General features: G+C 61.4%; 21 protein-coding genes. 5 read left to right on the plus strand and 16 right to left on the minus strand.

The features are described 5' to 3' along the window. The first annotated feature begins 166 nt into the window (after positions 1 to 166). On the plus strand, positions 167 to 559 hold the full coding sequence (locus EDY99_RS07515) for an ASCH domain-containing protein (RefSeq protein ID WP_123061641.1): 393 nt from the start codon (positions 167 to 169) through the stop codon (positions 557 to 559). A gap of 4 nt (positions 560 to 563) precedes the next feature. Then, positions 564 to 1,163 carry a C39 family peptidase gene (locus EDY99_RS07520; protein ID WP_033652109.1) on the plus strand — a complete coding sequence of 200 codons (600 nt, stop codon included), beginning with the start codon at positions 564 to 566 and terminating at the stop codon, positions 1,161 to 1,163. Between the two features lie 55 nt (positions 1,164 to 1,218). Here the strand turns inward: EDY99_RS07520 and EDY99_RS07525 are convergent, their stop codons facing one another. From EDY99_RS07525 to yebS, 11 genes are all read right to left on the minus strand, one after another. Continuing rightward, positions 1,219 to 1,458, minus strand: a complete 240-nt coding sequence (locus EDY99_RS07525) for a YebV family protein (protein ID WP_033652110.1) — start codon at positions 1,456 to 1,458, stop codon at positions 1,219 to 1,221. A 134-nt stretch (positions 1,459 to 1,592) separates the two neighbouring features. Then, a complete protein-coding gene (locus tag EDY99_RS07530; protein WP_187307549.1) occupies positions 1,593 to 2,528 on the minus strand; it encodes a spore coat protein U domain-containing protein in 936 nt (311 codons plus the stop codon). A 16-nt stretch (positions 2,529 to 2,544) separates the two neighbouring features. Continuing rightward, a complete protein-coding gene (locus EDY99_RS07535) occupies positions 2,545 to 5,016 on the minus strand; it encodes a fimbria/pilus outer membrane usher protein (protein ID WP_370453958.1) in 2,472 nt (823 codons plus the stop codon). Positions 5,017 to 5,038: 22 nt separating this feature from the next. After that, positions 5,039 to 5,806 carry a molecular chaperone gene (locus EDY99_RS07540; protein WP_046686936.1) on the minus strand — a complete coding sequence of 256 codons (768 nt, stop codon included), beginning with the start codon at positions 5,804 to 5,806 and terminating at the stop codon, positions 5,039 to 5,041. A 20-nt stretch (positions 5,807 to 5,826) separates the two neighbouring features. After that, positions 5,827 to 6,342: a spore coat U domain-containing protein gene (locus tag EDY99_RS07545; RefSeq protein WP_046688467.1), complete on the minus strand. Its 516-nt coding sequence runs from the start codon at positions 6,340 to 6,342 to the stop codon at positions 5,827 to 5,829. A 20-nt stretch (positions 6,343 to 6,362) separates the two neighbouring features. Further along, a complete protein-coding gene (locus EDY99_RS07550) occupies positions 6,363 to 6,866 on the minus strand; it encodes a spore coat U domain-containing protein (RefSeq protein ID WP_033642839.1) in 504 nt (167 codons plus the stop codon). 2 nt (positions 6,867 to 6,868) lie between these two features. Continuing rightward, on the minus strand, positions 6,869 to 7,405 hold the full coding sequence (locus EDY99_RS07555) for a spore coat protein U domain-containing protein (RefSeq protein ID WP_046686938.1): 537 nt from the start codon (positions 7,403 to 7,405) through the stop codon (positions 6,869 to 6,871). Between the two features lie 272 nt (positions 7,406 to 7,677). Continuing rightward, positions 7,678 to 8,214, minus strand: a complete 537-nt coding sequence (locus EDY99_RS07560; RefSeq protein WP_033642841.1) for a spore coat protein U domain-containing protein — start codon at positions 8,212 to 8,214, stop codon at positions 7,678 to 7,680. Positions 8,215 to 8,479: 265 nt separating this feature from the next. Continuing rightward, positions 8,480 to 9,916 carry a 16S rRNA (cytosine(1407)-C(5))-methyltransferase RsmF gene (rsmF, locus tag EDY99_RS07565; RefSeq protein WP_123061642.1) on the minus strand — a complete coding sequence of 479 codons (1,437 nt, stop codon included), beginning with the start codon at positions 9,914 to 9,916 and terminating at the stop codon, positions 8,480 to 8,482. 102 nt (positions 9,917 to 10,018) lie between these two features. Continuing rightward, the gene (locus EDY99_RS07570; protein ID WP_033644262.1) at positions 10,019 to 12,649 is read right to left on the minus strand and encodes a PqiB family protein; all 2,631 of its coding nucleotides are present in this window, start codon (positions 12,647 to 12,649) and stop codon (positions 10,019 to 10,021) included. Next, a complete protein-coding gene (gene yebS, locus EDY99_RS07575; RefSeq protein WP_047026336.1) occupies positions 12,618 to 13,865 on the minus strand; it encodes a membrane integrity lipid transport subunit YebS in 1,248 nt (415 codons plus the stop codon). The genes EDY99_RS07570 and yebS overlap by 32 nt, the downstream gene beginning before the upstream one ends. 255 nt (positions 13,866 to 14,120) lie before the next feature. On the opposite strand from yebS, the gene EDY99_RS07580 reads away from it, so the two are divergent. The 3 genes from EDY99_RS07580 (at position 14,121) to prc (ending at position 17,493) form a co-directional block, all read left to right on the plus strand. Further along, on the plus strand, positions 14,121 to 14,618 hold the full coding sequence (locus tag EDY99_RS07580) for a GAF domain-containing protein (protein WP_033642843.1): 498 nt from the start codon (positions 14,121 to 14,123) through the stop codon (positions 14,616 to 14,618). 96 nt (positions 14,619 to 14,714) lie between these two features. Beyond that, a complete protein-coding gene (gene proQ, locus EDY99_RS07585) occupies positions 14,715 to 15,425 on the plus strand; it encodes an RNA chaperone ProQ (RefSeq protein ID WP_004931497.1) in 711 nt (236 codons plus the stop codon). A gap of 19 nt (positions 15,426 to 15,444) precedes the next feature. Then, a complete protein-coding gene (gene prc / locus EDY99_RS07590) occupies positions 15,445 to 17,493 on the plus strand; it encodes a carboxy terminal-processing peptidase (protein WP_033642845.1) in 2,049 nt (682 codons plus the stop codon). A gap of 67 nt (positions 17,494 to 17,560) precedes the next feature. On the opposite strand, the gene EDY99_RS07595 is transcribed toward prc, so the two are convergent. Genes EDY99_RS07595 through EDY99_RS07615 form a run of 5 tightly spaced genes read right to left on the minus strand, consistent with a single transcriptional unit; the run spans position 17,561 to position 22,310 of the window. After that, positions 17,561 to 18,406, minus strand: coding sequence for a DMT family transporter (locus EDY99_RS07595; RefSeq protein ID WP_033642846.1), 846 nt, complete (start codon positions 18,404 to 18,406; stop codon positions 17,561 to 17,563). Next, positions 18,403 to 19,710, minus strand: a complete 1,308-nt coding sequence (locus EDY99_RS07600; protein ID WP_123061643.1) for an opine metallophore biosynthesis dehydrogenase — start codon at positions 19,708 to 19,710, stop codon at positions 18,403 to 18,405. The genes EDY99_RS07595 and EDY99_RS07600 overlap by 4 nt, the downstream gene beginning before the upstream one ends. Next, complete coding sequence (locus EDY99_RS07605) at positions 19,703 to 20,500, minus strand: nicotianamine synthase family protein (protein WP_060660799.1); 798 nt, start codon at positions 20,498 to 20,500, stop codon at positions 19,703 to 19,705. The genes EDY99_RS07600 and EDY99_RS07605 overlap by 8 nt, the downstream gene beginning before the upstream one ends. Beyond that, positions 20,488 to 21,273 carry an ABC transporter ATP-binding protein gene (locus EDY99_RS07610; protein WP_004931489.1) on the minus strand — a complete coding sequence of 262 codons (786 nt, stop codon included), beginning with the start codon at positions 21,271 to 21,273 and terminating at the stop codon, positions 20,488 to 20,490. Before EDY99_RS07610 ends, EDY99_RS07605 begins: the two co-directional genes overlap by 13 nt. Beyond that, entirely contained in the window at positions 21,270 to 22,310 is a 1,041-nt protein-coding gene (locus EDY99_RS07615; protein WP_052133798.1) for an iron ABC transporter permease, read from the minus strand. Before EDY99_RS07615 ends, EDY99_RS07610 begins: the two co-directional genes overlap by 4 nt.

Consider the following 22,310-nt stretch of genomic DNA (forward strand, 5'->3'; position numbering starts at 1 on the left):
GTTCACAGTATGCGCCCCGTAGCGCTGAAGGCACAGCGAAGAACGGTAAAAACTCGTAAAGACGGCGCTGGCGTAACGCGCAGTCGTGCTTGTGACGGATGCAGACGGCCGCCAATACGTTGTACTATCCTGTCTGCATTGAGGCATTTTTCCAAAAGGTATAATCATGGCGACGGCAATTCCACAGAAATACGAGCACCTTGAGCGCTGGGCGTTCGGCGATACCGAACAGCAGGCCGATGAAGTGGTGCAATTGATTTTGAACGGCACCAAAACGGCGACCTGCTCCAACCTGGACGGCGAGGGCATCCCACAGGCCGGCGATCGGTTCCTGGTGGTGGACGGCAAGGGAGAGCCGGTCTGCGCGGTTGAGCTGACCGCGGTGGAAATGAAAACGTACGATCAGGTCGATGAAGCGCACGCCTTTGCCGAAGGCGAGGGCGATCGTTCGCTGGCGCATTGGCGCAGAGAGCTACAACGCTTCTTCGAAGAGTACGATCTGTTCTCGCCGGACATGACGCTGGTGCTGATGAATTTCAAAGTCGTCGACAAGTTCTAAACTGATGCGCGCCGTTCCCTACGAGTGCCAGTGGGCGAGCCCGGAGATGGCCGCCGATCTGATCGCCGGCCGCGCGACGCTGGCGCAAGACGAGCATTGGGCGCGCAGCGGCGCCCGCGATCGGGCGGAGTACGTCGAGTGGGCCAACCACGTGTGCGGTATGGCCTGCCTGAAAATGGTGCTGGGCCACCGCGATGGCGAAGCGCCGCCGCTGTTGGAACTGGCGCGCCGCAGCCTGCCTTATGGCGCCTATGTGCGTGAGAACGAGCGGATAAAAGGACTGATTTACGCGCCGTTCGTCGAGTACGTGCGCGAGCAGTTCGCGCTGCAGGCGGAGGTGAAGGTGGGGCTGGCGGCCGCCGATGTGCCGGCGCTGCTTCATGAATGCCGCTACTTTATCGCCTCGGTGCATCCCGCCATTCGCCGGCCCGAGAGCATACCGCCGCAGCGGGGCGGGCATCTGGTGTTGATCACCGCCGCCGATGCGCAAAGCGTGACCTTCCATAATCCTTCGGGCGACAGCCCGGCGACGCGCGAGCGAGTACAGCTGTCACTCAACCGCTTCGCCCACTTCTTTGCCGGCCGCGGCATCGCCATCGCATAAAAAAACGCGCTGTTTCTGATGAAAGCAGCGCGTCGTCAGCCGACTGGATACATTTTCATGCCACCCGCATCACCCAGGCGTCCGTCTGTCGATCGTAGTGTTGCTTGTACAGCAGCGACTGCTTACCGTTGAGGATGGCCGGAATGCTGGTGTGTTCATCCCAGCCGTCGAGCTGCATGCACAGATCCGGATCGGACTTGCAGGGGATGCTCAGGGTGCCTGCACGGTCGGCGGTGGCGTGAAGATGCGCGTCATCGACCTCGAAGCTGCCAATTTTTACGACGGTTTTGCTCATGGGAACTCCTTGCTCAATGATGTGGTAGGAGGTTAGACCAGTCAGGTCATCGGTATGAGCATAGCCAAATGAGCAAAAAATGCCACATAAAAAATACATTCTGGCAACATTTGGCCGGGCGGCTAGCGGCTGCGCTAGTAAGTCACGACATAGCTGACGTTATCCTGATAGGTGCCGACCGGCACTTCGGTCTGCGCCGGATTGACGGCGGCGGTAAAGGGGATGCTTTGCGCCAGGCCTGTGCCGGTGCCGCTTTGCGCGTTGGTGCTGCTCCACACGGTACTGGTATTGGGCAAATAGATCTGATACTGCAGGAAGTTGCTGGTGCCGCTGATCATTCGCCGCCAGCCGGTGATCGGGTTGTTGCCGTTGGTGAAGTAGGAGCTGTAAGACTGGGATTTGGTGCAGGTCAGCGTGATGTTTTGGTTGATCGGATTGAATTGCCCCACTAAGGCCATGCTGCCGAAGTTAACGTTGTTGGCGGTATTGATCAGGCAACTCTTGGTGATGACCGCGGTGACGGTCACGGTGCTGGGTTGATTGGTGCCGTCCCACCAGATGCAAAGCCCTATCAGGCCCAGGCCGCAGATATGGTAGTTCCACACCAGGTTGATGGTATCGGTATAGGTGCCGGCGCTGACGTTCGCGCCGACGACGGTTTTGATATACACCGGAAAGTTGACGTTGGAAGAGATCAGGATCAGCGACAGCAGATTCAGCGAGCTGTAATCGATGGTCTGGCCGACGCTATACGGATACTGGTAGTTCGAATCCGGGTAGATCAAATAAGAAATTTTATCGCCTGAGCCGTTGCCGTTCAGCAGGGCCATGTTGTTAGTGGTGGAAGCGATCTTGACCGTGACGGTGTTTTGCGTCAGCAAATTGAGCCCGAGCCCGGTGCAGTTCAGCCCCGCGGTGCCTTGGGCGCTTATCTGGCCGTTGTAGACGGCGAAGGAGTTGCTGCTGGGCAGGGTAACCGTGCCGTTGGTGGTGGCGCAGTCCGCCAGCGCGCGTTGTCCACACATCAACAGCAGCGCCGCCAAAAAGATTTTCACTTGCCGAGACATCATTCTTCTTCTCCGTGTGTTACTGGCAGACGAGAGGGCCGACGCGTTGCAACCCCTGCGGGTTGGCCAGGCTGAAACTGACCTGGCACGGCGGGCCGCCGTCGGCCGGGATTACGCTTAACCGGTTGTGTTGCTGCACCGGATCGATATAGGTCATGCCATCCCACCCGACGTAGCTTTGTTGATTGCCGCCGAGCACCGCCACCTGGCTGCCGTTGGCCAGCGGTTTGCCTTGCGCATCGACCAGCTCCACGTCGGCGGCGGACAGGCGCTGGACGGGGAATTCGACCAGGTAGCCGCTGTGATCGCGGATGGCGACGGTTTTTTCGACCGCCGGCAGGTTAACGTCCGCCGGTAAATTGAGCGGGTCGATTTGGAACTTGGCGTGGTAATACGAGGTGACGGTGGGCACCAGCAGATAACCTTTGTCGTTGGTGACGCCGATGCGCTGGTTCTCGTAGCTGACCGGAATGCCGGCGTAGCCGTCGGTCGATACCAGCGCGAAGGCATCGTTGATGGTGTTGGTGGCATAAACGCCGCCGTTCATCGCCACCAGCGAACCGCTGACTTCGCCCCAGCGGGTGTAGTCGTTACGGTTGCCATACAGCCCGGCGCGGGTTTCCAACAGCGAGGTGCGCCAGGTCACATCCGCCTGACGATAATCGCTGTTGCTGCCCTGGCCGCCGGCATAGGCCAGATTCCAACCGAAACCGCCGTCGGTCGGCGCGGCGCGGCTGTAAGCCACGCGTTCGCTCCAGCGGTTGCCGGCGTCGCGGGCGGTGCTGACGTTGGCGGTGCCCCAGGTATCGAACGGAATGCTGATCTGCAGCTGAGAGCTGTAACCGTCGCCGCCAATCTCGCGGTTTGCCGAGGCGTACAGGCTGATGTTGCGCCACAGCGTCAGGCTGTACGACAGGTTGACCAGGCGAGTGCGCTGGCCGATGGCGTCGCGCACGTCGAAATAACCGGCGCCCAGGCTGCCGAAGCGGCTCAGGCCGATGCTGCCGGTCAGCTGATCGGTGCGGCGGCTCAGCCGATAGCTGCTCTTATAGGTGGAAAGATCGCCAAAGTCCGCGCTGCGCAGCACCCGTTGAGCGTTGAGGCTGAAATACTGATTGCTGTAGGTGTAGCTCAGGCTGGTTTGATCGCCGTGGCGGCCGGCGTACTGATAGACCGGACCGGCATCCGGTTGCTGCACCGGTTGGCCGGTGACCGGATCGTAATACCGCGGCGTGACCGGAGGGGCGTTGAAAGCGTCGCGGCCCGCCTGGCTGTAGCTGTAGGAGGCGTTGAGCACCCCTAACTGCCCGATGCGCATGCCGGCGCCGGCGCCGGTGACCGCCAACTCCGCCGCACCTTCCGCCCGCCCTTCGATCGTGAGCCAGTCCGTGACGCCGTAACGCCCGCTGCCGCTGGCCACCCACTGGCCGTAGTCCGCGGATCGGTAACCGTAGTTTTGGCGCAGCGCGCCTGCCGACAGGCTGAAATCGCTCAACCCGGCCTGCAGCAGCGAACTGGCGACATAGAACGGCACCGTCGTGCTGATCTGGCGGCCGAGCGCATCGGTCGTCACCACCGTCGCCTGACCGGCGCCGTTGATGTAGGGCACGGTATTCAGGGTGAACGGGCCGGGATTCACGTTGGCGGAGGTGTTTTTATAGCTGTTGATGTACAGATCGACGCTGCTCGGCACGGCGGCCTGGCCGGAGAACTGCGGCAGCGGGTAGGTAATGAGATCCGGCCGCGTGGCGAAATTACGCGCTACCTGCAGACCGCCGACGCGCACCGAACTGGTCCAGGGCAGCGAGCCGGTCGTGAGATCGCCGGCGGTGTAGCTGAGCATGGTGTCGTCGTCGCTGTAGCGCCAACTGCTGTCGTAGCGGATATAGCGATTGTTCTGCTGCGCGGCGGTCTCGCCGTTGAAGCTGCTGCGGAAAATGCCGGTGTTGGCGATAACGCCGAAGCCGTCGAACAGGCGCTGTTCGCTCCAGGCGGAAAAATAGCCCGGATTGCCGCGCCCGCCGCTTTGGCTGACGTAGGCGTCGTAATTCAGCAAGAAGCCCAGGCTGCTTTGCGCCGGCAGCCGCTGCTCCGGGTTGGCGTCGCCGAGGGTTTGCCTGGGGAGCCAATCGTTGGGCACCGAGATCAGCAACTGCTGCGTTTCGCCGCTGTAGGTGACGTCGACCTTATCCAGTTGATCGACGGCGATCTCTTTCACCTGTTTGTCCGTCACCGGCAGGCCGGCATCGATCAGCTGCTGAGGCGTTAAATAGTAATGGCCGCCGCGGTAGGCGACCGGCACGACTTTGCCGGTCGGGCGGCCGTTCACCACCGGCTCCAGATACAGCGTGGTATCCGGCATGCTGACGGCGCGGGGCGGCGGTGGCAAATCGTCGGCGGCGGCAGGCGGCGGGCACAGTTCTACCGCCATACAGAGTACGGCCAGGGCCAGCGGCTTGAGCTGCATGCCGCGTGAGGGCGATGGCGACATCCGCATCACCTGCGCCTCGGGCTCAGTAAGACGGGAGGGTTACGGGCTGTTTATTGTCGTTGACCATCGCCTGCAGCTTGCCGGCGGCAAAACTGCCCGACGGCGGCAGGGCGAAACGCATTTGCGAACCCGGCAGCACATAGCCCAGCAGCCCGTTGTTGAGCGGCTTGCCCTGAATGCTGACCTGCGACAGGCGAGCATGCACGATGCCGTCATTGCGCACGTCGAGCCAGCGCTGGCTGTTTTGTTGCAGCAGCCGGTAGCTGAGCTTCGGCTGGTTGGCGGTGGCGTAGTCGCGCGGGTGTTCGAAGTCTTGCTTGGTCCAGACGCCTTTGCCGCTGACGAACAGCGGCACCGAATAACGCATCTGGAATTTCAGCCCCATCTGCGCGCCTTTGTCGGGCGCTGCGCCATCTTTATCTTTGATCGGCACTTCATCGACCAGGATGCGGTAAGCCCGCTCTTGTCCGGCGGCGGCCGGCGTCTGCTTGATCAGGCGAATCAGTTGGCGTTTGCCGGGGAGAATGGTGGCGACCGGCGGGCTGGCGAGCACCTCGCTCTGGTTGCGGTAATCGTCCTTACCGCCGGTTTGTTGCCAGCCCAGCACGCGAATTTGCATGTAAACCGGCTTGCTGTCGCGGTTTTCCAGCCACAGGGCCGTCGCCTGCTGGTTGTCTTCAATAACCGGATCGATGGGCCAAATCAGAATGGAGGCGGCGGCGAAGGCCTGCGGCTGGCCGGCTAACAACAATCCTGCCAGCAGAGGCAGGCGAAGCAGAGTAGTACGCATAATGTGATCCTTTTAAAAGCTCAATAACTCACCGTCACTAAGACCGTATCGTTGTAGGTGCCGCTGGTGGGCAAGGTGCTGCTCGCCATTAAACTGGCGTAGATTTTTATTTCCTGCGTACTGCCGGTGGAGGAGACGGTTTGGGCGGCGCCGCCGTTGCCGCCGTCTCCCCACAAAACGGCGTAGTTGGCATCCTGGTAGAGCTGGTAAATCAGCGTTTCCGAGGTGACCGAGTTCAACAGCTTGCGTCCGCCGGCGATGGAGCCGGTCACGTTATTGCCGACGTTCAATCCCAGGGTGACGCTGAGCCCGGGGTTGCAGCGGATAAGGATTGAGCCGGCGCCGGCGCTCGAGACAATTTTTATCGGGCTGCTTAAAGACGCCACCTGGCCGAAGCTCATGCTGCCGAACGAGGTAACGTTGGTGACGCCGCTGCCGAGCACGCAGCCTTTGATGATCGAAGCATTGACTGTGAAGCCCTGGCTGACGGTATCGGCATGTGCCGCCGGAGCGCCAAACAGCGCCGTCAGCAGCAGGGTGCGCAGCGTTCCGTTAATCACCAATTTATCGTCACCTGTACCGTGTCCGTATAAGTGCCCGTCGCCGGCGTCGCCTGCACCGGAATCATGCCGTACACCGGCAGCCAGACGCTTTGACCGGTGGCGGTCTGCGTCACGCCGGTGACGTTATCCCAGACGGTGGCGTAGCTGGCGCTGGTATACAGGTTGTAGTTCACGCGGGCGCCCGCCGCGCTTTGCAGATAGCGCGAAGCGGTATTGCCGCTCTGTCCGCCGCTGAGCAGCACCGTGTAACTGGTGCCGTTGTTGCAGTTGATCTGCAGTGCACCGGCGTTCGCCTGGCCGGTCACTTTTATTGCCGTATTGAGGAAGTAAACCGTGCCGAAGTTAAAGGTGCCGAACGTGGTGTTGCCGCCGCTGGTGGTGCCTGCGACACAGGATTTGACCAAGGTGGCGCTGACGCCGACCGTCGCAGTGCTGACGTCGGCGCGGCAAGCGCCTGCCAACGACAGCAGCATGCAGGTGACGGCCAGGCGCGTCATGCTTACCAGGTGACGGTCATGGTGACGGTATCGCTGTACGCGCCTGCCGCCGGGGTGGTGCCCGCGGCGGGCACCAGACCATAGACGATCAACGGGACCGCCGAGCCGGTGCCGGTGCCGGTCAGCACACCGGTGGTGCTGTTCCACGGCACGGCGTGGGCGCTGTCCTGGTAGAGGTTATAGCTGATGTAAGCGGGCACGCTGCTGGCCATGCGCCGCTGGCTGCCGGAGGCGTTGAGGCCGTTGTCCAGCGCCACGGTGTAGTTGGTGCCGGTGGTGCAGTTCAGCCCCAAGGTACCGGTGCCGCCGCTGCCGGTGGCGCTGGCGGTGATGACGTTAGCCAGCGACGAGTAGGTGCCGAAGCTGATGGAGCCGAAGTTGTTGGTGGTGCCGGAGCTGTTGCCGCCGGTAACGACGCAGCCGGCGCCGATGGTTAAAGTGACGCCCAGCGTGCCCTGAATGGTGCCTGCCGCAAAGGCGGCGCCAGAGGTGCACAGCAGGGCCGCTGCCGAGGTTAATGCCGCCAGAGTCTTTTTCATCATGGTTCCTTGCCGTAGTAGAGAAGCCTGCCAAAAAGCCCGAAAAATGAGTCAAATGCATTAATCTATTTACAGATTAATTAATAGAATAAGAACGGGGGAATGTCTTGCCTAAAGATTAAAAAATTTATTTATTTTTAAGCGAGATCGCAGGTTGCGTGCAGCGTAAACACATCAGGGGAATCGTGTTTGAGATAACGAAAGGATTGATAGGAATATTATTATATTAATGAATAACGGAGCGCCGTGGTGGCGCCCCGTGTCGGCAGGCATCACCAGGTTACGGTCATGGTGACGGTATCGTTGTACACGCCGGCGGCCGGGGTGGTGCCCGCAGCGGGCACCAGACCGTAGACGATCAGCGGGACCGCCGAGCCGGTGCCGGTGCCGGTCAGCACGCCGGTAGTGCTGTTCCACGGCACGGCGTGGGCGCTGTCCTGGTAGAGGTTATAGCTGATGTAGGCGGGCACGCCGCTGGCCATGCGCCGCTGGCTGCCGGAGGCGTTGAGGCCGTTGTCCAGCGCCACGGTGTAGTTGGTGCCGGTGGTGCAGTTCAGCCCCAAGGTGCCGGTGCCGCCGCTGCCGGTGGCGCTGGCGGTGATGACGTTAGCCAGCGACGAGTAGGTGCCGAAACTGATGGAACCAAAGTCGTTGGTGGTGCCGGAACTGTTGCCGCCGGTGACCACGCACCCGGCGCCGATGGTCATTGTCACGCCCAGCGTGCCCTGAATGGTGCCCGCTGCGTTGGCTGCGCCACTGATGCACAGCAGAGGTGTTAACGAGAGCAAAACCAGCAGAGTTTTTTTCATCATGATTCCTTGCCATGTCAGAGAAAGTCCGCAAAAACGCCACCCAGAGCTGAGTTGCACGCATTTATTTACTTACATTTAAATTAATAGGATAAGAACGTGAAATTGTCTTTATCAAAGGTCAAAACTTTTTAATTGGCACAGGGCAAGCGTGCGTGGGTGAAATAACGTGATGGTGAAATGATTAGAATAATAACGAATGACGATGGGAATATTATTATCTTTATTTATCGCCGGGGAAAGCGGCTCCCCGGCGCCAGGGCGATTACAGGTGAAAATCCAGCGCGCCGTCGCGCACCAGCTCGCGCGGCAGGTTGTTCTTGATGCGGCTGCCGATGCGTTTGGCGATGCCCAGCGGTTGCCCCTGATAGGTGACGACGCACTCGTCGCCCGCCGGCGGCTGCTCAGGGTAGAGATCGCGGCCGTGATACCACTCCTGGGCCAGCGTGGCGTCCAGCTCGAAATGCTGTTTGCCGTCGGCGCCCGCGAGGGCGATCGCCGCTTCGTGCTGCCAACGGAAACCTTTCGGGAAGCGCTCCGCCAGCTTGAGGCCGATACGCGAGAAGCGCACTTTGCCGAACAGCGGCTCCAGCGCGGCCGGGAAGAGCCAGATTTCCTTGTCGCGCTCCCACAGCCGGCTGTCATCGCCCCAGGTTAAGCCGGATGCCGCGGCGGCTTGGGCGACCAGCGCCGCCTCTTTGCCGGACAGCGGGCTGAATGGGAATTTACCGACTTTATAGGTCGGCTTTGCTAACGGCGCCACGGCGTGTTTTTTACGCAGGCGGGCGACGAAAAACCCTTCGCTGTCGTAAATCTGCGGGAAGACGTGCAGGAAGCCCTCGGCGGTCAACGCCTTGTCGGCGCCGGGGAACAGCTCACCCAGCGGCTCGATGCTGACCGCGTCGCCATAGGTGTCCAGCAGCCAGCGCACCACCTGCTGATTTTCCTGCGCATTGAGGGTACAGGTGGAATAAACCATCACGCCGCCCGGCGCCAGCGCATGAAACGCGCTGTCGATCAGCTCGCGCTGGGTGGCGGCGATCTCGGCGACGCTTTCCGGCGACCAGTTGCTCATGGCGTCCGGATCTTTGCGCACCACGCCTTCGCCGGAGCAGGGGGCGTCGAGCAGAATGGCGTCAAAACTCTCCGGCAGCGCGGCGCCGAACACCCGGCCATCGAAGTGGGTCAGCGCCGTATTCTTCACGCCGCAGCGGCTGATATTGGCGTGCAGCACTTTCACCCGGCTGGCGGAGTATTCGTTGGCGACGATGCCGCCCTGATTATCCATCAACGCGGCGATCTGGGTGGTTTTGGAGCCCGGCGCGGCCGCCACGTCCAGCACCCGATGGGGCGCTGCACCGCCGGCGAACAGCGCGCTGACCGGCAGCATCGAGCTGGCCTCCTGAATATAGAACAGGCCGCTCAAATGTTCGGCGGCGCTGCCCAATCGCAGCTCTTCATCGTCGCGCTCGATCCAGAACCCTTCCGCGCACCAGGGAATGGGTTCCAATCGCCAGTCGTAGTCCCACACCAGCGCCAGGAAGTCGGTGACGCTGATTTTCAGCGTGTTGACGCGCAGGCTGCGGCGCAGCGGGCGCTGGCAGGCGGCGATAAAATCGTCCATCGCCAGCTCGGCGGGCATGATGGCGCGGGTGGCGTCAAGGAAAGCGGGGGGCAGAAAAACGGCGGTGGATTTGGCCACGGGGCGAACTCTCAGGGTGCAATAAAGACAAGGGCGAGAGTTTATCACAAAGCGGAAAAAAACAGGGCCCGGCATTGCCGGGCCCTGAGGGAAACGCGAAAGTTAATCGCGCGGAATGGCGGTGCCCCAGGTTTTCCAGTCCTTCGGCTCTTCCGGATTCAGCAGGAAGTGCTTGTTCGGCGTGGCTTTCGGCGCCAGCGGAATGGTTGGCGGCGTGGCGAAGGCGATGCCGCCGCGGATGAACTGCTGGAAGGTGCCGCTCTTGATCACGCCGCCGGTCAGGCCGAACTGCAGGTTGTAACCCGACGCCAGCCAGAACACGCTGTTGTTGCGCACCAGATGCTGGTACTTCTTGCTGATGCGCAGCGCGACGTGCACCCGATCGGACATGGCGCCGAGGTAGAAACCGGTGATAGTGCCGACCTCCACGCCGCGGAACAGCACCGGCGTGCCGATCTGCAACGAGCCGGTTTCGGCGGCGTCGAGCACGACGCTCAGCCCATCGAGATAGCGCGAATCGGTGATGCTGGCCTGCTGCAGTTCGAAGGTGCGCAGCTCGCGCCCGCGGCCCGGCTCCACGTTGATATAAGGCTGGAGCAGGGTATCGAGGTTGCTGACGCCGGCGGCGGAGATCTCCGGCGACACGATCGAGAAGCGGCTGCCGAGGCGCGCGAAGGTCTGCACGTATTCCGGATACAGCACCGCTTTGGCCAACACTTCGTTGCGCTCCGGCGCCAGCTGCAGCGACTCCACCTGGCCGACGTCGATGCCGAGGTAACGCAGCGGCATGCCCGCCGACAGCTTGCTGGCGTCATAGGTTTTCAGCGTGATTTGGCTGCCCACCGCGCGGGCGGCGGTTTCGCTGGCGTACAGTACGCGGTTGGCGCCTTTGTTCAGCGTCACGCCCTGCAGGTTGTCGAAGCTGATGGCGCCTTTCAGCGCGCGGTTGAGCGGCGAAGCCTGCACCGTCAGGCCGCTGCCGTTGAGCTGCACCTTGGCGCCGCCTTCGGCCCAGAAGATGCTTTCACGGGTCAGCAACTTACGGTATTCCGGGCTTATGTAGACATCCACCTCAAACTCGTTGGCCTTCGGCCGAACGTTAACGATCTCGCCCACCTGGAATTTACGATACAGCACCACTGAGCCGGCCTGCACGTCCGGCAGGCTGGTGGCGCTGAGGGTCAGGGTGGTGGAAGGGGCGTTGCCGACGATGCCTTCCTCGGCTTTTTCGCTGTTGGCGTACAGCGGATACTGGCCGCCAGGCTCCCCTTTGCTGCCGGGGATAATGCGCACGCCGCCGTCTACCCACTCCTGCGCGCTGGCGCCGAGCACTTCCATGCCGTCTATTCCCAGCTTGACGTCGAGGCGGCTGTTGACCACGAATTTGCTGTCTTTGTGCAGCAGGCCGCGATATTGCGCATCAACGGCGGCGGTGAACACCACGCCGCCGGCGGTCAAGGTGCGGCTCAGGATTTGGCCGACTTTCACGCCGTGCACCACCAGCGGTTGCCCGACGTCGATGCCGTAGCTTTGCGGCGCCGTCAGCGTGACGGTCAACACGCCCGGCTGTTGCAACAGCGTTTCGCTGCTGTCCAGCACGTTGAAGCGCTGCTGCGGTTCGCCTTCACCCGGCACCAGTTCCAGCGTGGTGCCGGTCAGCAGTTGGCTGAGCTTGGCGTCGTTGAGGCTGATGCGCGGGCTGCGCATCACGATGCGGGTGCCGCTGCGCATCAGATCGACCACCGAAGGATCGATGGTCAGTTCACCGATGACTTTGCTGTCCTGTTGCAACGTCAGCTTGGTCAGGGTGCCGACCTGCAGCCCCTGGTACATCAGCGGCGTGCGGTTTTCACTCAAATTGTTGCCGCTCGGCAGATCCAGCAGAATATTGACGCCGCGCTGGCTGTGGGCCAGGTCCGGGTAAAGGGTATAGTTCTGATCGCCCTTGGCCTGCTGGCCATCGGCCGGCGAATCGAAGGCGATGGCGCCGTTGACCAACGCCGCCAGGCTCTCCATCTGCACCGTGGCGCCGGACAGGCTGAAATCGCCCTTGAAGCCGGAGACATTCCAGAAGCGGCTGTTGCTCTTCACCAGGTTGGCGAAGCGGCGGTCGATCAGCACGTCGATGGTTACGCCCTTGTTGCCTTCGCTGATGGTGTAGTCATACACCTTGCCGACCGGGATTTTACGGTAATAGACCAGCGAGCCGCTGTTGAGCGAACCCAGATCGTCGGCGTGCAGGTGAATCATCAGCTCGCCGGTGTTCAGGCGGTACTTCGGCTGGGTATCGAGCGCGGTGAAGTGGGTTTGCTCCTTGCCGCTGCCGGGCATCATGCCGATATAGTTGCCGCCGACCAGCGCATCGAGCCCGGAAACCCCGGCCAGCGAGGCCTTGGGCGTCACCAGCCAGAACTGGGTGCCTTCGCGCAGCGAGTCTTCCAGATCGCTTTTGATGCTGGCTTCCACCACGATGCTGCGCAGATCTTTGCTCAGGCTGATTTTTTGCACCGTGCCGACCTCAACGCCCTGGTAGCGCACCGGCGTGCGGCCGGCGACGATGCCCGCCGCCGATTGGAAATCGATGGTGACGGTGGTGCCGCGCTCCTGGAAATTGTTATAGACCAGCCACCCGGCGATCAGCAGGGCGATGAACGGCAGTAACCAGAACGGTGAAATGCGGCGTTTGTTCTTGACCCGCGCTTCAGTCGGTGTAGTCGGCGTTTCCTGTTGCATGTGCATCCCAAATCAATCGGCTATCGAGCCATTCAACGGCAAGAATAGTCAAAATGACCGCCGAGCCAAAGTAAAACGCGGCCGGTCCCATAGTAAAAGATAACAGTTGATCGCGATTTACCAGCGACATCATCAAGGCGATAACGAACAGATCGAGCATCGACCAACGGCCGATCCAGGTGACCAGGCGCAGCAGACGAATGCGCGTCTTCAGGCTGTGCGAGGTTTTGAAGTGGATGCTCAGTAACAGCACGATCAGCACGATCACCTTGGTGAAGGGCACCAGCACGCTGGCGATGAACACGATGGCGGCGATCGGCACGTTGCCGGAGGTGGCCAATGAGACCACGCCGGAGAAAATGGTGTCTTCCAGCCGCGTGCCGTTGGCGTAAATGATGGAAATCGGCAGCAGGTTGGCCGGTATCAGCAGGATCATCGCCGCGATCAGCGCCGCCCAGGTTTTCTGCAGGCTGTAGGGCTGGCGATGGCACATCGGCACATGGCAACGCGGGCAGCGGCCGCGCGCGTCGGGATAGCCGGTATAGTGGCAGGACAGACAAATGTGCAGCGCCGTCGGCGGGCCTTCCGGCTGTTCCTGCGGATAGTAGCGCTCCCACAGCTGCTCCAGGTTGGCGTGGATCAGCGTCAGGATGCTCAGCACCGTGAGCGACAGGTAAGCGATCAGCGCGCTGCCGGGCTGGATGTCGGCGTAATCCTGCACTTTGATCGCCGCCACCGCCATGCCGATCAGATAAATGTCCAGCATCACCCACTCTTTGAGCCGCTCCAGCATCAGCAGCACCGGGCGCAGGTTCATGCCGAGCGCATGGCCGAAACGCAGGTACAGCAGCGACAGCACCAGCGTCAGCGGGGCGCCGATGGTGCAAAACGCTACCATGCTGGCGGTGAGCGGATCGCCCTGGCGGCTCATCTGCCAGATGCCCTCCAGCAAACTGGCGTCGATGCGCGTGCCGAGCAGGCGGATGCTGATCAGCGGCTCGGTGAAGGCGAACGGCATCAGCAGCAGCATGGCGATCGCCATGGCGGTCAGGCGCGTCATCGACCAGTCGCGGCCGCTCACCACCTTGGCGTTGCAGCGCGGGCAATAGGCGGCCTGATTGCCGCTGAGCGGCGGCAGCACGAACAGCAGGTCGCACTCGCAACAGCGTTGGTGGCGCGCTTTGGAAAGGGGGGCGGTGATCGCGTGTATTTTCATTTTTGACAAGTAGCTGCCCTTGAGCCCGCCGGAACTGTCAGCGTAGCTGAAAAATAAACCGGCCGCGTCACCGGCGATCGGGCGCCGGACGGTAAAACGAGGTAAACCGGGATTCTGAGCGGCAAACATACCCCGAGCGACGGGGTTTTGTGAAGCAACAGATGATTAACCTTGTGGCTATACGCATTTAATGCTTATTTTATAGGGCCTAAGCTTTGGGCTTCTGGCCATCTTCACTGTTTCAATGGTTAACACATGACAAAAGAACAATTCTACGCGGAATTAAAACGTGACCTGAGCGCGTTGCTCGGCGGGGAAACCAACTTTATCGCGGCGCTGTCCAACGCCAGCGCGTTGCTCAACGAGCGTCTGGATGACGTGAACTGGGTCGGTTTCTATCTGATGGATGGCGACCAACTGGTGCTGGGGCCGTTCCAGGGCAAGATCGCCTGCGTGCGCATTCCGGTGGGCAAGGGCGTGTGCGGCACGGCGGTGGCGGAAAATCGCGTGCAGCGCGTCGGCGACGTGCATGCGTTTCCGGGCCATATCGCCTGCGATGCGGCCAGTAACGCGGAAATCGTGCTGCCGCTGGCGGTTGGCGGCCGAGCGATCGGCGTTTTGGATATCGATAGCACGGTTTATCAACGCTTCGACGAACAGGACGAAGTGGGCCTGAAAGCAGTGGTGGCGGGGCTTTGTGAGCAACTGGAACAGTGTGACAGTGCGAAATATGTGACTGTGGCGGCAAGTTGATCGACGGTTAACGTGGCAATTACCGATGGCGTCATTATAATGACGCCTGTTCATGCCTGTGGCTTGTTGGCAATACCGTTGTAATCAGGAAATTTCATGGAAAATCAACCTAAGTTGAACTCTAGTAAAGAAGTCATTGCTTTTCTTGCCGAGCGTTTTCCGCTCTGCTTTAGCGCCGAAGGCGAAGCTCGTCCGCTGAAAATCGGTATTTTTCAGGATTTGGTAGAGCGCGTGCAGGGGGAAGAGAATCTCAGCAAAACGCAATTGCGTTCTGCCCTGCGCCTATACACCTCAAGCTGGCGTTACCTGTACGGCGTCAAGGTTGGCGCGCAGCGCGTCGATCTGGACGGCAATCCGTGCGGTGAACTGGAGCAGCAGCATGTCGATCATGCTCGCCAGCAGCTTGAAGAAGCCAAAGCGCGCGTTCAGGCACAGCGTGCCGAACAAAACGCCAAAAAACGTGAAGCCGCCGGCGAATCCGCCGATGCCGCTCCGCGCCGTCCGCGCCCAGCCGGTAAAAAGCCCGCTGCGCGTCGCGAAGGCGGAGCCGCGCCGGAAAACCGCAAGCCGCGCCCACAAACTCGCCCACAGCCCGCTCGCCAACCTCGTGCAGCCAAAGAGGAAAGCCAGCCGCGTTATGCGCCAGTCACGGATATCTCTAAACTGCAAATTGGCCAGGAAATCAAAGTCAGAGCAGGCAAGAGCGCGATGGATGCTACCGTACTCGAAATCGCTAAAGATGGCGTACGTGTGCAGCTCTCTTCCGGTCTGGCGATGATTGTGCGCGCAGAACACTTGCAGTTCTGATACGGAGGCCAACCCAGGCATGAACAAATTCGTCAGATTAACAGCGATTGCAGGGCTGCTGTGGGCGGGTGTCAGTTACGGCGCGGAAACAGCCAACATCCGCATCGGCCAACTGCCCCAACTGCAACAGGAACCCCAGCACGCTACGGTGAGTGAGCGCGTCACCTCGCGCTTCACTCGCTCTCATTACCGCCAGTTCGCCCTCGATGCGGAATTTTCAGGCAAGATCTTCGATCGCTACCTGAACATGCTGGACTACAACCATAACGTGTTGCTGGCCTCCGACGTGGCGCAGTTCGCCGGCAAACGCAATCAGGTTGGCGAAGAGCTGAAAACCGGCAAGCTGGACACCTTCTACGCGCTGTTCAATCTGGCGCAGAAACGCCGCTTTGAGCGTTACACCTATGCGTTGTCGTTGCTGGACAAGCCGATGAACTTCACCGGCAACGGCACTATCGATCTCGACCGCAGCAAAGCGCCGTGGCCGAAAGACAAGGCCGAGCTGGATAGCCTGTGGGATGCGAAAGTCACGTATGACGAGCTGAACCTCAAGCTGACCGGCAAGACCGACAAAGAAATCCGCGACACGCTGACCAAGCGCTATCAGTTCGCCATCAAGCGCCTGACGCAAAGCAACAGCGAAGACGTCTTCCAGCTGGCGATGAATGCCTTTGCGCATGAAATCGACCCGCACACCAACTATCTGTCTCCGCGCAACACCGAGCAGTTCAACACCGAGATGAGCCTGTCGCTGGAAGGCATCGGCGCGGTGCTGCAGATGGATGACGACTACACCCTGATCAACTCGATGGTGCCGGGTGGTCCGGCGGCGAAGAGCAAAGCGATCACCGTGGGCGATCGCATCGTCGGCGTCGGCCAGGCCGGCAAACCGATGGTGGACGTGATCGGCTGGCGCCTGGACGACGTGGTGTCGTTGATCAAAGGGCCGAAGGGCAGCAAGGTGCGCCTTGAGATCCTGCCGGCCGGCAAGGGCACCAAAACCCGCGTGGTCACCTTGACCCGCGAGCGCATCCGTCTGGAAGACCGCGCGGTGAAAATGACCATCAAGACCGTCGGCAAAGAGAAGGTGGCGGTGTTCGACATCCCCGGCTTCTATGTCGGTCTGACCGATGACGTGAAAGTGCAGCTGCAGAAGATGGCCAAGCAGAACGTCAAGAGCGTGATCATCGATCTGCGCACCAACGGCGGCGGCGCGCTGACCGAAGCGGTGTCGCTGTCCGGCCTGTTCATTCCGAGCGGCCCGGTGGTGCAGGTGCGCGACAACAACGGTAAAGTGCGCGAAGACGCCGACACCGACGGCGTGACTTACTATAAAGGCCCGCTGGTGGTGCTGGTCGATCGCTTCAGCGCCTCCGCCTCCGAAATTTTCGCGGCGGCGATGCAGGATTACGGCCGCGCGCTGATTGTCGGCGAGCCAACCTTCGGTAAAGGCACCGTGCAGCAGTACCGTTCGCTGAACCGTATCTACGATCAGATGCTGCGCCCTGAGTGGCCGGCGCTCGGTTCCGTGCAGTACACCATTCAGAAGTTCTACCGCGTCAATGGCGGCAGCACCCAGCGCAAGGGCGTGACGCCGGACATTCTGATGCCGACCGGCGTCGATCCGGCGGAAACCGGCGAAGCGTTTGAAGACAACGCCATGCCGTGGGACAGCATCAATGCGGCGACCTACAGCAAGACCGGCGATATGGCGCCGTTCGAGCCGGAGCTGCTGAAAGATCACCAGCAGCGCATCGCGCAAAATCCGGAGTTCCAGTACATCGCGCAGGATATCGCGCATTACAAGGCGCTGAAGGATAAACGCAACATCGTGTCCCTCAATCTGGCGGTACGCGAGAAAGAGAATCACGATGACGACGCGACCCGTCTGAAACGCATCAACGAGCGTCTGGAACGTGCGGGCAAGAAGCCGCTGAAATCGCTCGACGATCTGCCGAAGGATTACCAGGAGCCGGATCCGTACCTGGATGAAACCGTGCATATCGCGCTGGACCTGGCTCATCTGGAAAAGGATCAGCCTGCTCAGCAGCCGACGCCGGCCAAATAAGGCCACGGCTTTGCCTGTGAAAAACGCACCCTCGGGTGCGTTTTTTTTTGGTTGCGGCAAGCCCGGCTTAAGCCGGTTTCTTACGGTGACGCAGCCCGAGCTGAATGCAGGAAACCACCACCAGCAGACAGCCGAACAGCGACAGCAGCAGCGGGATCTCATGCCAGAACAGCCAACCCCAGGCGATGTTGAACACGATGCCGATATAGCGCACCACCGAGACCACGATCAGGTTATCGGAAGAGAAGGCCTGGGTTAAGACGACCTGCCCCAACAGCGACACCAGAGCGATGGCGAGCAGAATGGCGAACTGATAGGCGTTGGGCCAAACGAACGCGTTCCACATCAGCGGCAGCGAGATCAGCGTTGCGATGAACAGGAAGTAGAACACGATCTCGTAGTTGTGGTGGCGCTTGCTGAGTTTGTTGACCGACAGATAGGCGATCGAGGCGAACACCGCGCTCATCACGCCGACCAGCGACGCCAGGGTATAGGCCGAGAAGTGCCACGGCCGCACCAGCAGCACGGCGCCGATGATGACCATCGCCAGCCAAAACGCGGTGCAGGCGCTGACCCGTTCACGCAGCACCAGCAAGGAGAGCAAAATGGAGAAAAACGGCGACAGATAGGCCAGCATGCTGGCGTCGGCCAGCGTCAGATGGGCGATGCTGTAAAAATAACAAATGAGATACAGCCCGCCCATGGTGCCGCGCAACACCAGCAGCGGCCGGTCTACGCGGCTGAAGGCGATGCGGTGGCGGTACATCAGCAGCAGAACCAGCACACAGCCGATGCTGCTGCGAAAGAACACGATTTCACCGGTGGGAATAGCATCGGAGATAGTTTTAACCAGCGCGTTCATGACGCTGAAAATCAATGAGGCAAAAATGGCCAGTAGCGCACCCTGATTCATGCTTGCCTCCGCCATTGTCGGTAAATGATGTCCGCCTGCTCGTCGCAGGTATCGTCCAGCAACGAGCGATGGCAATGCTCGGCGCCGATCCGGGTGACGAAGTGCTGCAGCGCCTGCTGAAAGCGGGCCAACAGACGCTGGGCGGCGGGCATCTCGACGTCAAGCCGCTGCGCCAGCAAGACCAGGACGCGCAGTTTGCGCACGTCCTCTTGCGGCACGCGCGGCAGGCGCCAGCGCCCCTGGGCATCCTGGAAGACGCGGGCGACCCTGACGGCGGAAAAATCATAGTAGCGGCCCTGCGCGTCCGGCTCGGAATAGGGGTCGACCAGCAGCGCGGTATAACGCGTAAACAGCGCATAGCATTGCTCCGTCGGCGCGAGCTGCGGGAATTGGTCAATCCAGCGGCGGCTCACCATACGGGGCGGAACCGGGTAGTTGTCGTCATTCAAAAAGCGCAGCAGGTTAATGGCCTCGATGCCGAGCCGGTTGAGCAACTGCTGGTAATCCTGCGAGAGCGCCAGCATGTCGGCGATCGCCTCGGGACAGATGGGGCCCTCAGGGTGGGTTTTATACAGGTACTGGATCGGCGCCTGCGGCTGGAATATCGCCTGCAGCGTGGTTTCGGCCAGCGCCAGCGGAGGATGAACATAATTGGTGATGCTGAAGCGCTCGGCGGCGAGCAGGCTGTCGCAGCGTTGGGCGTCAATGCCGTGACGCGCCAGCAGCGAGCAAAGCCAGTCGAGTTCGGCGCAGTCTGACCTTGCGCCTGCGCCGGCCAGATAAATCCGCTGCTTGAACGCCTTGGTGTAGGCGCGGTAAGGCTGTTCGGCGTTCTGGTATTTGGTGTCGGCGTAGTAGCTCGACAGGCTGATGACCTCGACGTGGGATTGCCCGGCCTCCTGCAGCAGGCTTTGCACCATCAAGCCGGAGCCGATGGAGGGAGAGAGCAGGATCAGTGAGCGCAGTTGGGGCAACGCCGCCCATGGCACCTGTTGCAGCACGTCATGGTATTGATCGGCGGGGACGGCAAGGATCAGTCTGCGCCAGTCGCCGCCGACGAGCGCCAGATCATCGCAATAGCGATCAATCGTCACCTGCGCATCGTCTTGGGTGCGCTGCGCCTTACCGGCGCCTGTCAGCCACAGGCTGGGCGTGTGCGCCAGATGTTGCTTCAGGCGGCGCCCTTTTTCGCTGGGGCGGTTGTACAGGCCGATGCGCGCATTGCCCGCGGCCTTGATGTCCGCCGCCAGTTGGATCGCCGCCGGGCCGGCGCCGAGGATCAGGGTGGGAAAGGCATTATTCATGGCGGTGAGGCTCCAAAATCAAGAGATCGTACAGCGGGGTGCTGAGCGGTTTACCGCTGACGCGCCAGGGCGAGCCGGCGGCCTGGTGGTGGTAAGGGCAGTTGAAGATCGACTTGAGGCCATTGCCATAGCGCACCAGCAATTTGCCGCACTGGGGCAGCAAAGGCCGCAGCGCCTTCAGCAAACCCTGCTTGTCCGCCACCAGGGAGGCGATGATGATGTGATCGATATCGTTGCGCGTCAGGCCGTTCAGCTTGTCGATGCAGGGCATCTGCTGCACCAGCCCCAGGTGGCGCGTAAGCCGGCGGGCAAAACGCTGGGCCGCCGGATCGCAATCGTAGCAAATGACGGTGGCGGAGAGCCTGGCGACCAGCGCCAGCGCCGTGGTGGGCAATGCGCCGCTGCCCACCAGCAGCACCCGTTCGCCGGGTTTAATGTCGGCGGCCGCGATCTCCAGCTGCAGCGCGCGGTCGAAACTGTTCAGGTAGGCGTTGGTTTGCGCCGGTTCCCGGCACAGCGCCGAGACGCGATGCTTCTCGTAGTCGCACAACGCGGCGTTGGCCGTCGCCCGCAGTTGGGTGATCTGCGCCGTTATCAAACGGTCGTTTTCCAGCTTTTGACGATAGGCCTGCAGCTGCGGTTCGTCGTTAAAGGCCTGCAGGCGGCTGAAACGACGTTCCAGCAGGGAAAAATGGCGCCTGTCTTGCCGGGCGGAGCGGTGAAGCTGGTGAATTTCCTGTTGCAAGCCGGCGAGTTGCGCCAGCATGTCCGCCTTGGTCAGAGTGTACATGGGGATTCTCCGTGTGCGTGTAACAGCTGTGTCGGCAGCAGATAGGGGTAGCCCTGCGGGCTGACGCCGTTTTCGATGCCGACGCCAAATACGCGAGACACCATCGGATGTCCCATCATCTGATGGGTATCGCCGTGGCAAACGACGCGTCCGTGCGCGAGCAGCGTGAGTGAGTGGCAATAGCGCAGCGCCAATCCCAGATCGTGGATCACCAGCAGCGTGATGCAGCGGTGGCGCCGGCCGTAGTCGGCGATCTGATTGAGCACGCGCAGCTGGTGGTGGATATCCAGCGCGCTGGTGGGTTCGTCGAGCAAAATGATCTGCGGCTGAGAGACGAAGGCCTGAGCCAGCATCACCAACTGTCGCTGGCCGCCGCTGAGACGGTTGAAGGGGCGATCGGCGAGCGCGGAAATGCCGCATTCCGTAAGCGCCTGCTCGACCGCATCGGCCTGGGCGGCGCTGACGCGCCAGCTCAACTGGCGTACCTTGCCCAGCAGCACCATGTCAAAAGCGGTCAATGCCGAATCGCAGCGATTAAGCTGCGGCACATAGGCGATACGGCTGGTTTTCGGATCGAGAGGGCGCTCGCGGTAAGCGATCTCGCCGCTGCACGGCACCATGCGGTTAATCGCTTTCAGCAGCGTCGATTTGCCGGCGCCGTTGGGGCCGATGATGCCGCCGAGCTGCGCCTCCGGCCAGCTCAATGAAACGTCTGCCAATAGCGAGCGGCGATGCAGCGAGACGCCGACGCGGGTGAGGGTCAGTTGAGTCATGGGCGTTTAACCTGTCGAGTGACGAAGTAAAACAGCACCGGCACGCCGATCAGGGCGATAACGATGCCGATGGGCACCACGCCGTTCGGCATCACCAGCTTGGCGACGATCGAGGCGCACAGCAGCAGCAGGCTGCCGCAGAGGGCGGAAATGCAGATCAGGTAGCGCTGATCCTCACCCACTAGAAAGCGGGCGAAATGCGGGGCGATCAGCCCGACGAACCCGATGGTGCCGACAAACGAGACCGAGGCGGCCGTCAGCAAGGTCGCCAGCAGAAAGGCCAGCTTGCGCAAGGCGCTGACATTGATGCCCAGCCCCTGGGCCTGCTCTTCGCCGGCGGACAGCGCCGTCAGCCGCCAGGCGAGCCGCAGACTGACGAACAGCGCGCACAGCAACACGACGCCGGTGATCGCCACGCCGTGCATATTGGCTTTGAGCAGGCTGCCGAACAGCCAAAAGACAATTTGCTGCATGGCTTCCGGCGAGGCCAGAAACAGCAGCAGCGATTGCAGCGACTGAAAGAAAAACAGCACCACGATGCCGCTCAACACTAATATTTGCGGCGTCATGCCGCGGCGTTGTCCCAGCAGATAGATAGGCACGCAAGCCAACAGCGCCATCAGCGAAGCCAGCAACGGCGTGCCCAGCGCCAACGCGCCGCCCAGGCTGAAGCCGGTGAGGATCGCCAGCGCCGCGCCGAACCCCGCCGCGGCAGAGATCCCCAGCGTATAGGGGCTGGCGAGGGGATTGGCCAGCACGGTCTGCATCAGCAGGCCCGCCAGCGCCAGGCTGGCGCCGACCACCAAGGCGGTGAGCGTCATCGGCAAGCGAATCGACCAGAAAACCGCCTGATGCAGTGCGTTGCCAGGTGCAGAGCCGGGCCAAAGCATCCGCACGATATCCGTGAGGCCAAGTTGCGCGGCGCCGACGGTGAGATCGATGGCGGTCGCCGCCAGCAGCGCGCCGAGCAGCGCCAGCGTCAATAGCCCGCGGCGCAGCCTGCGCCGTCGCAAAAACGCACGTCCTGTGTGGGCCAC

Source organism: Serratia sp. LS-1, assembly GCF_003719595.1.
GTDB lineage: Bacteria > Pseudomonadota > Gammaproteobacteria > Enterobacterales > Enterobacteriaceae > Serratia > Serratia ureilytica.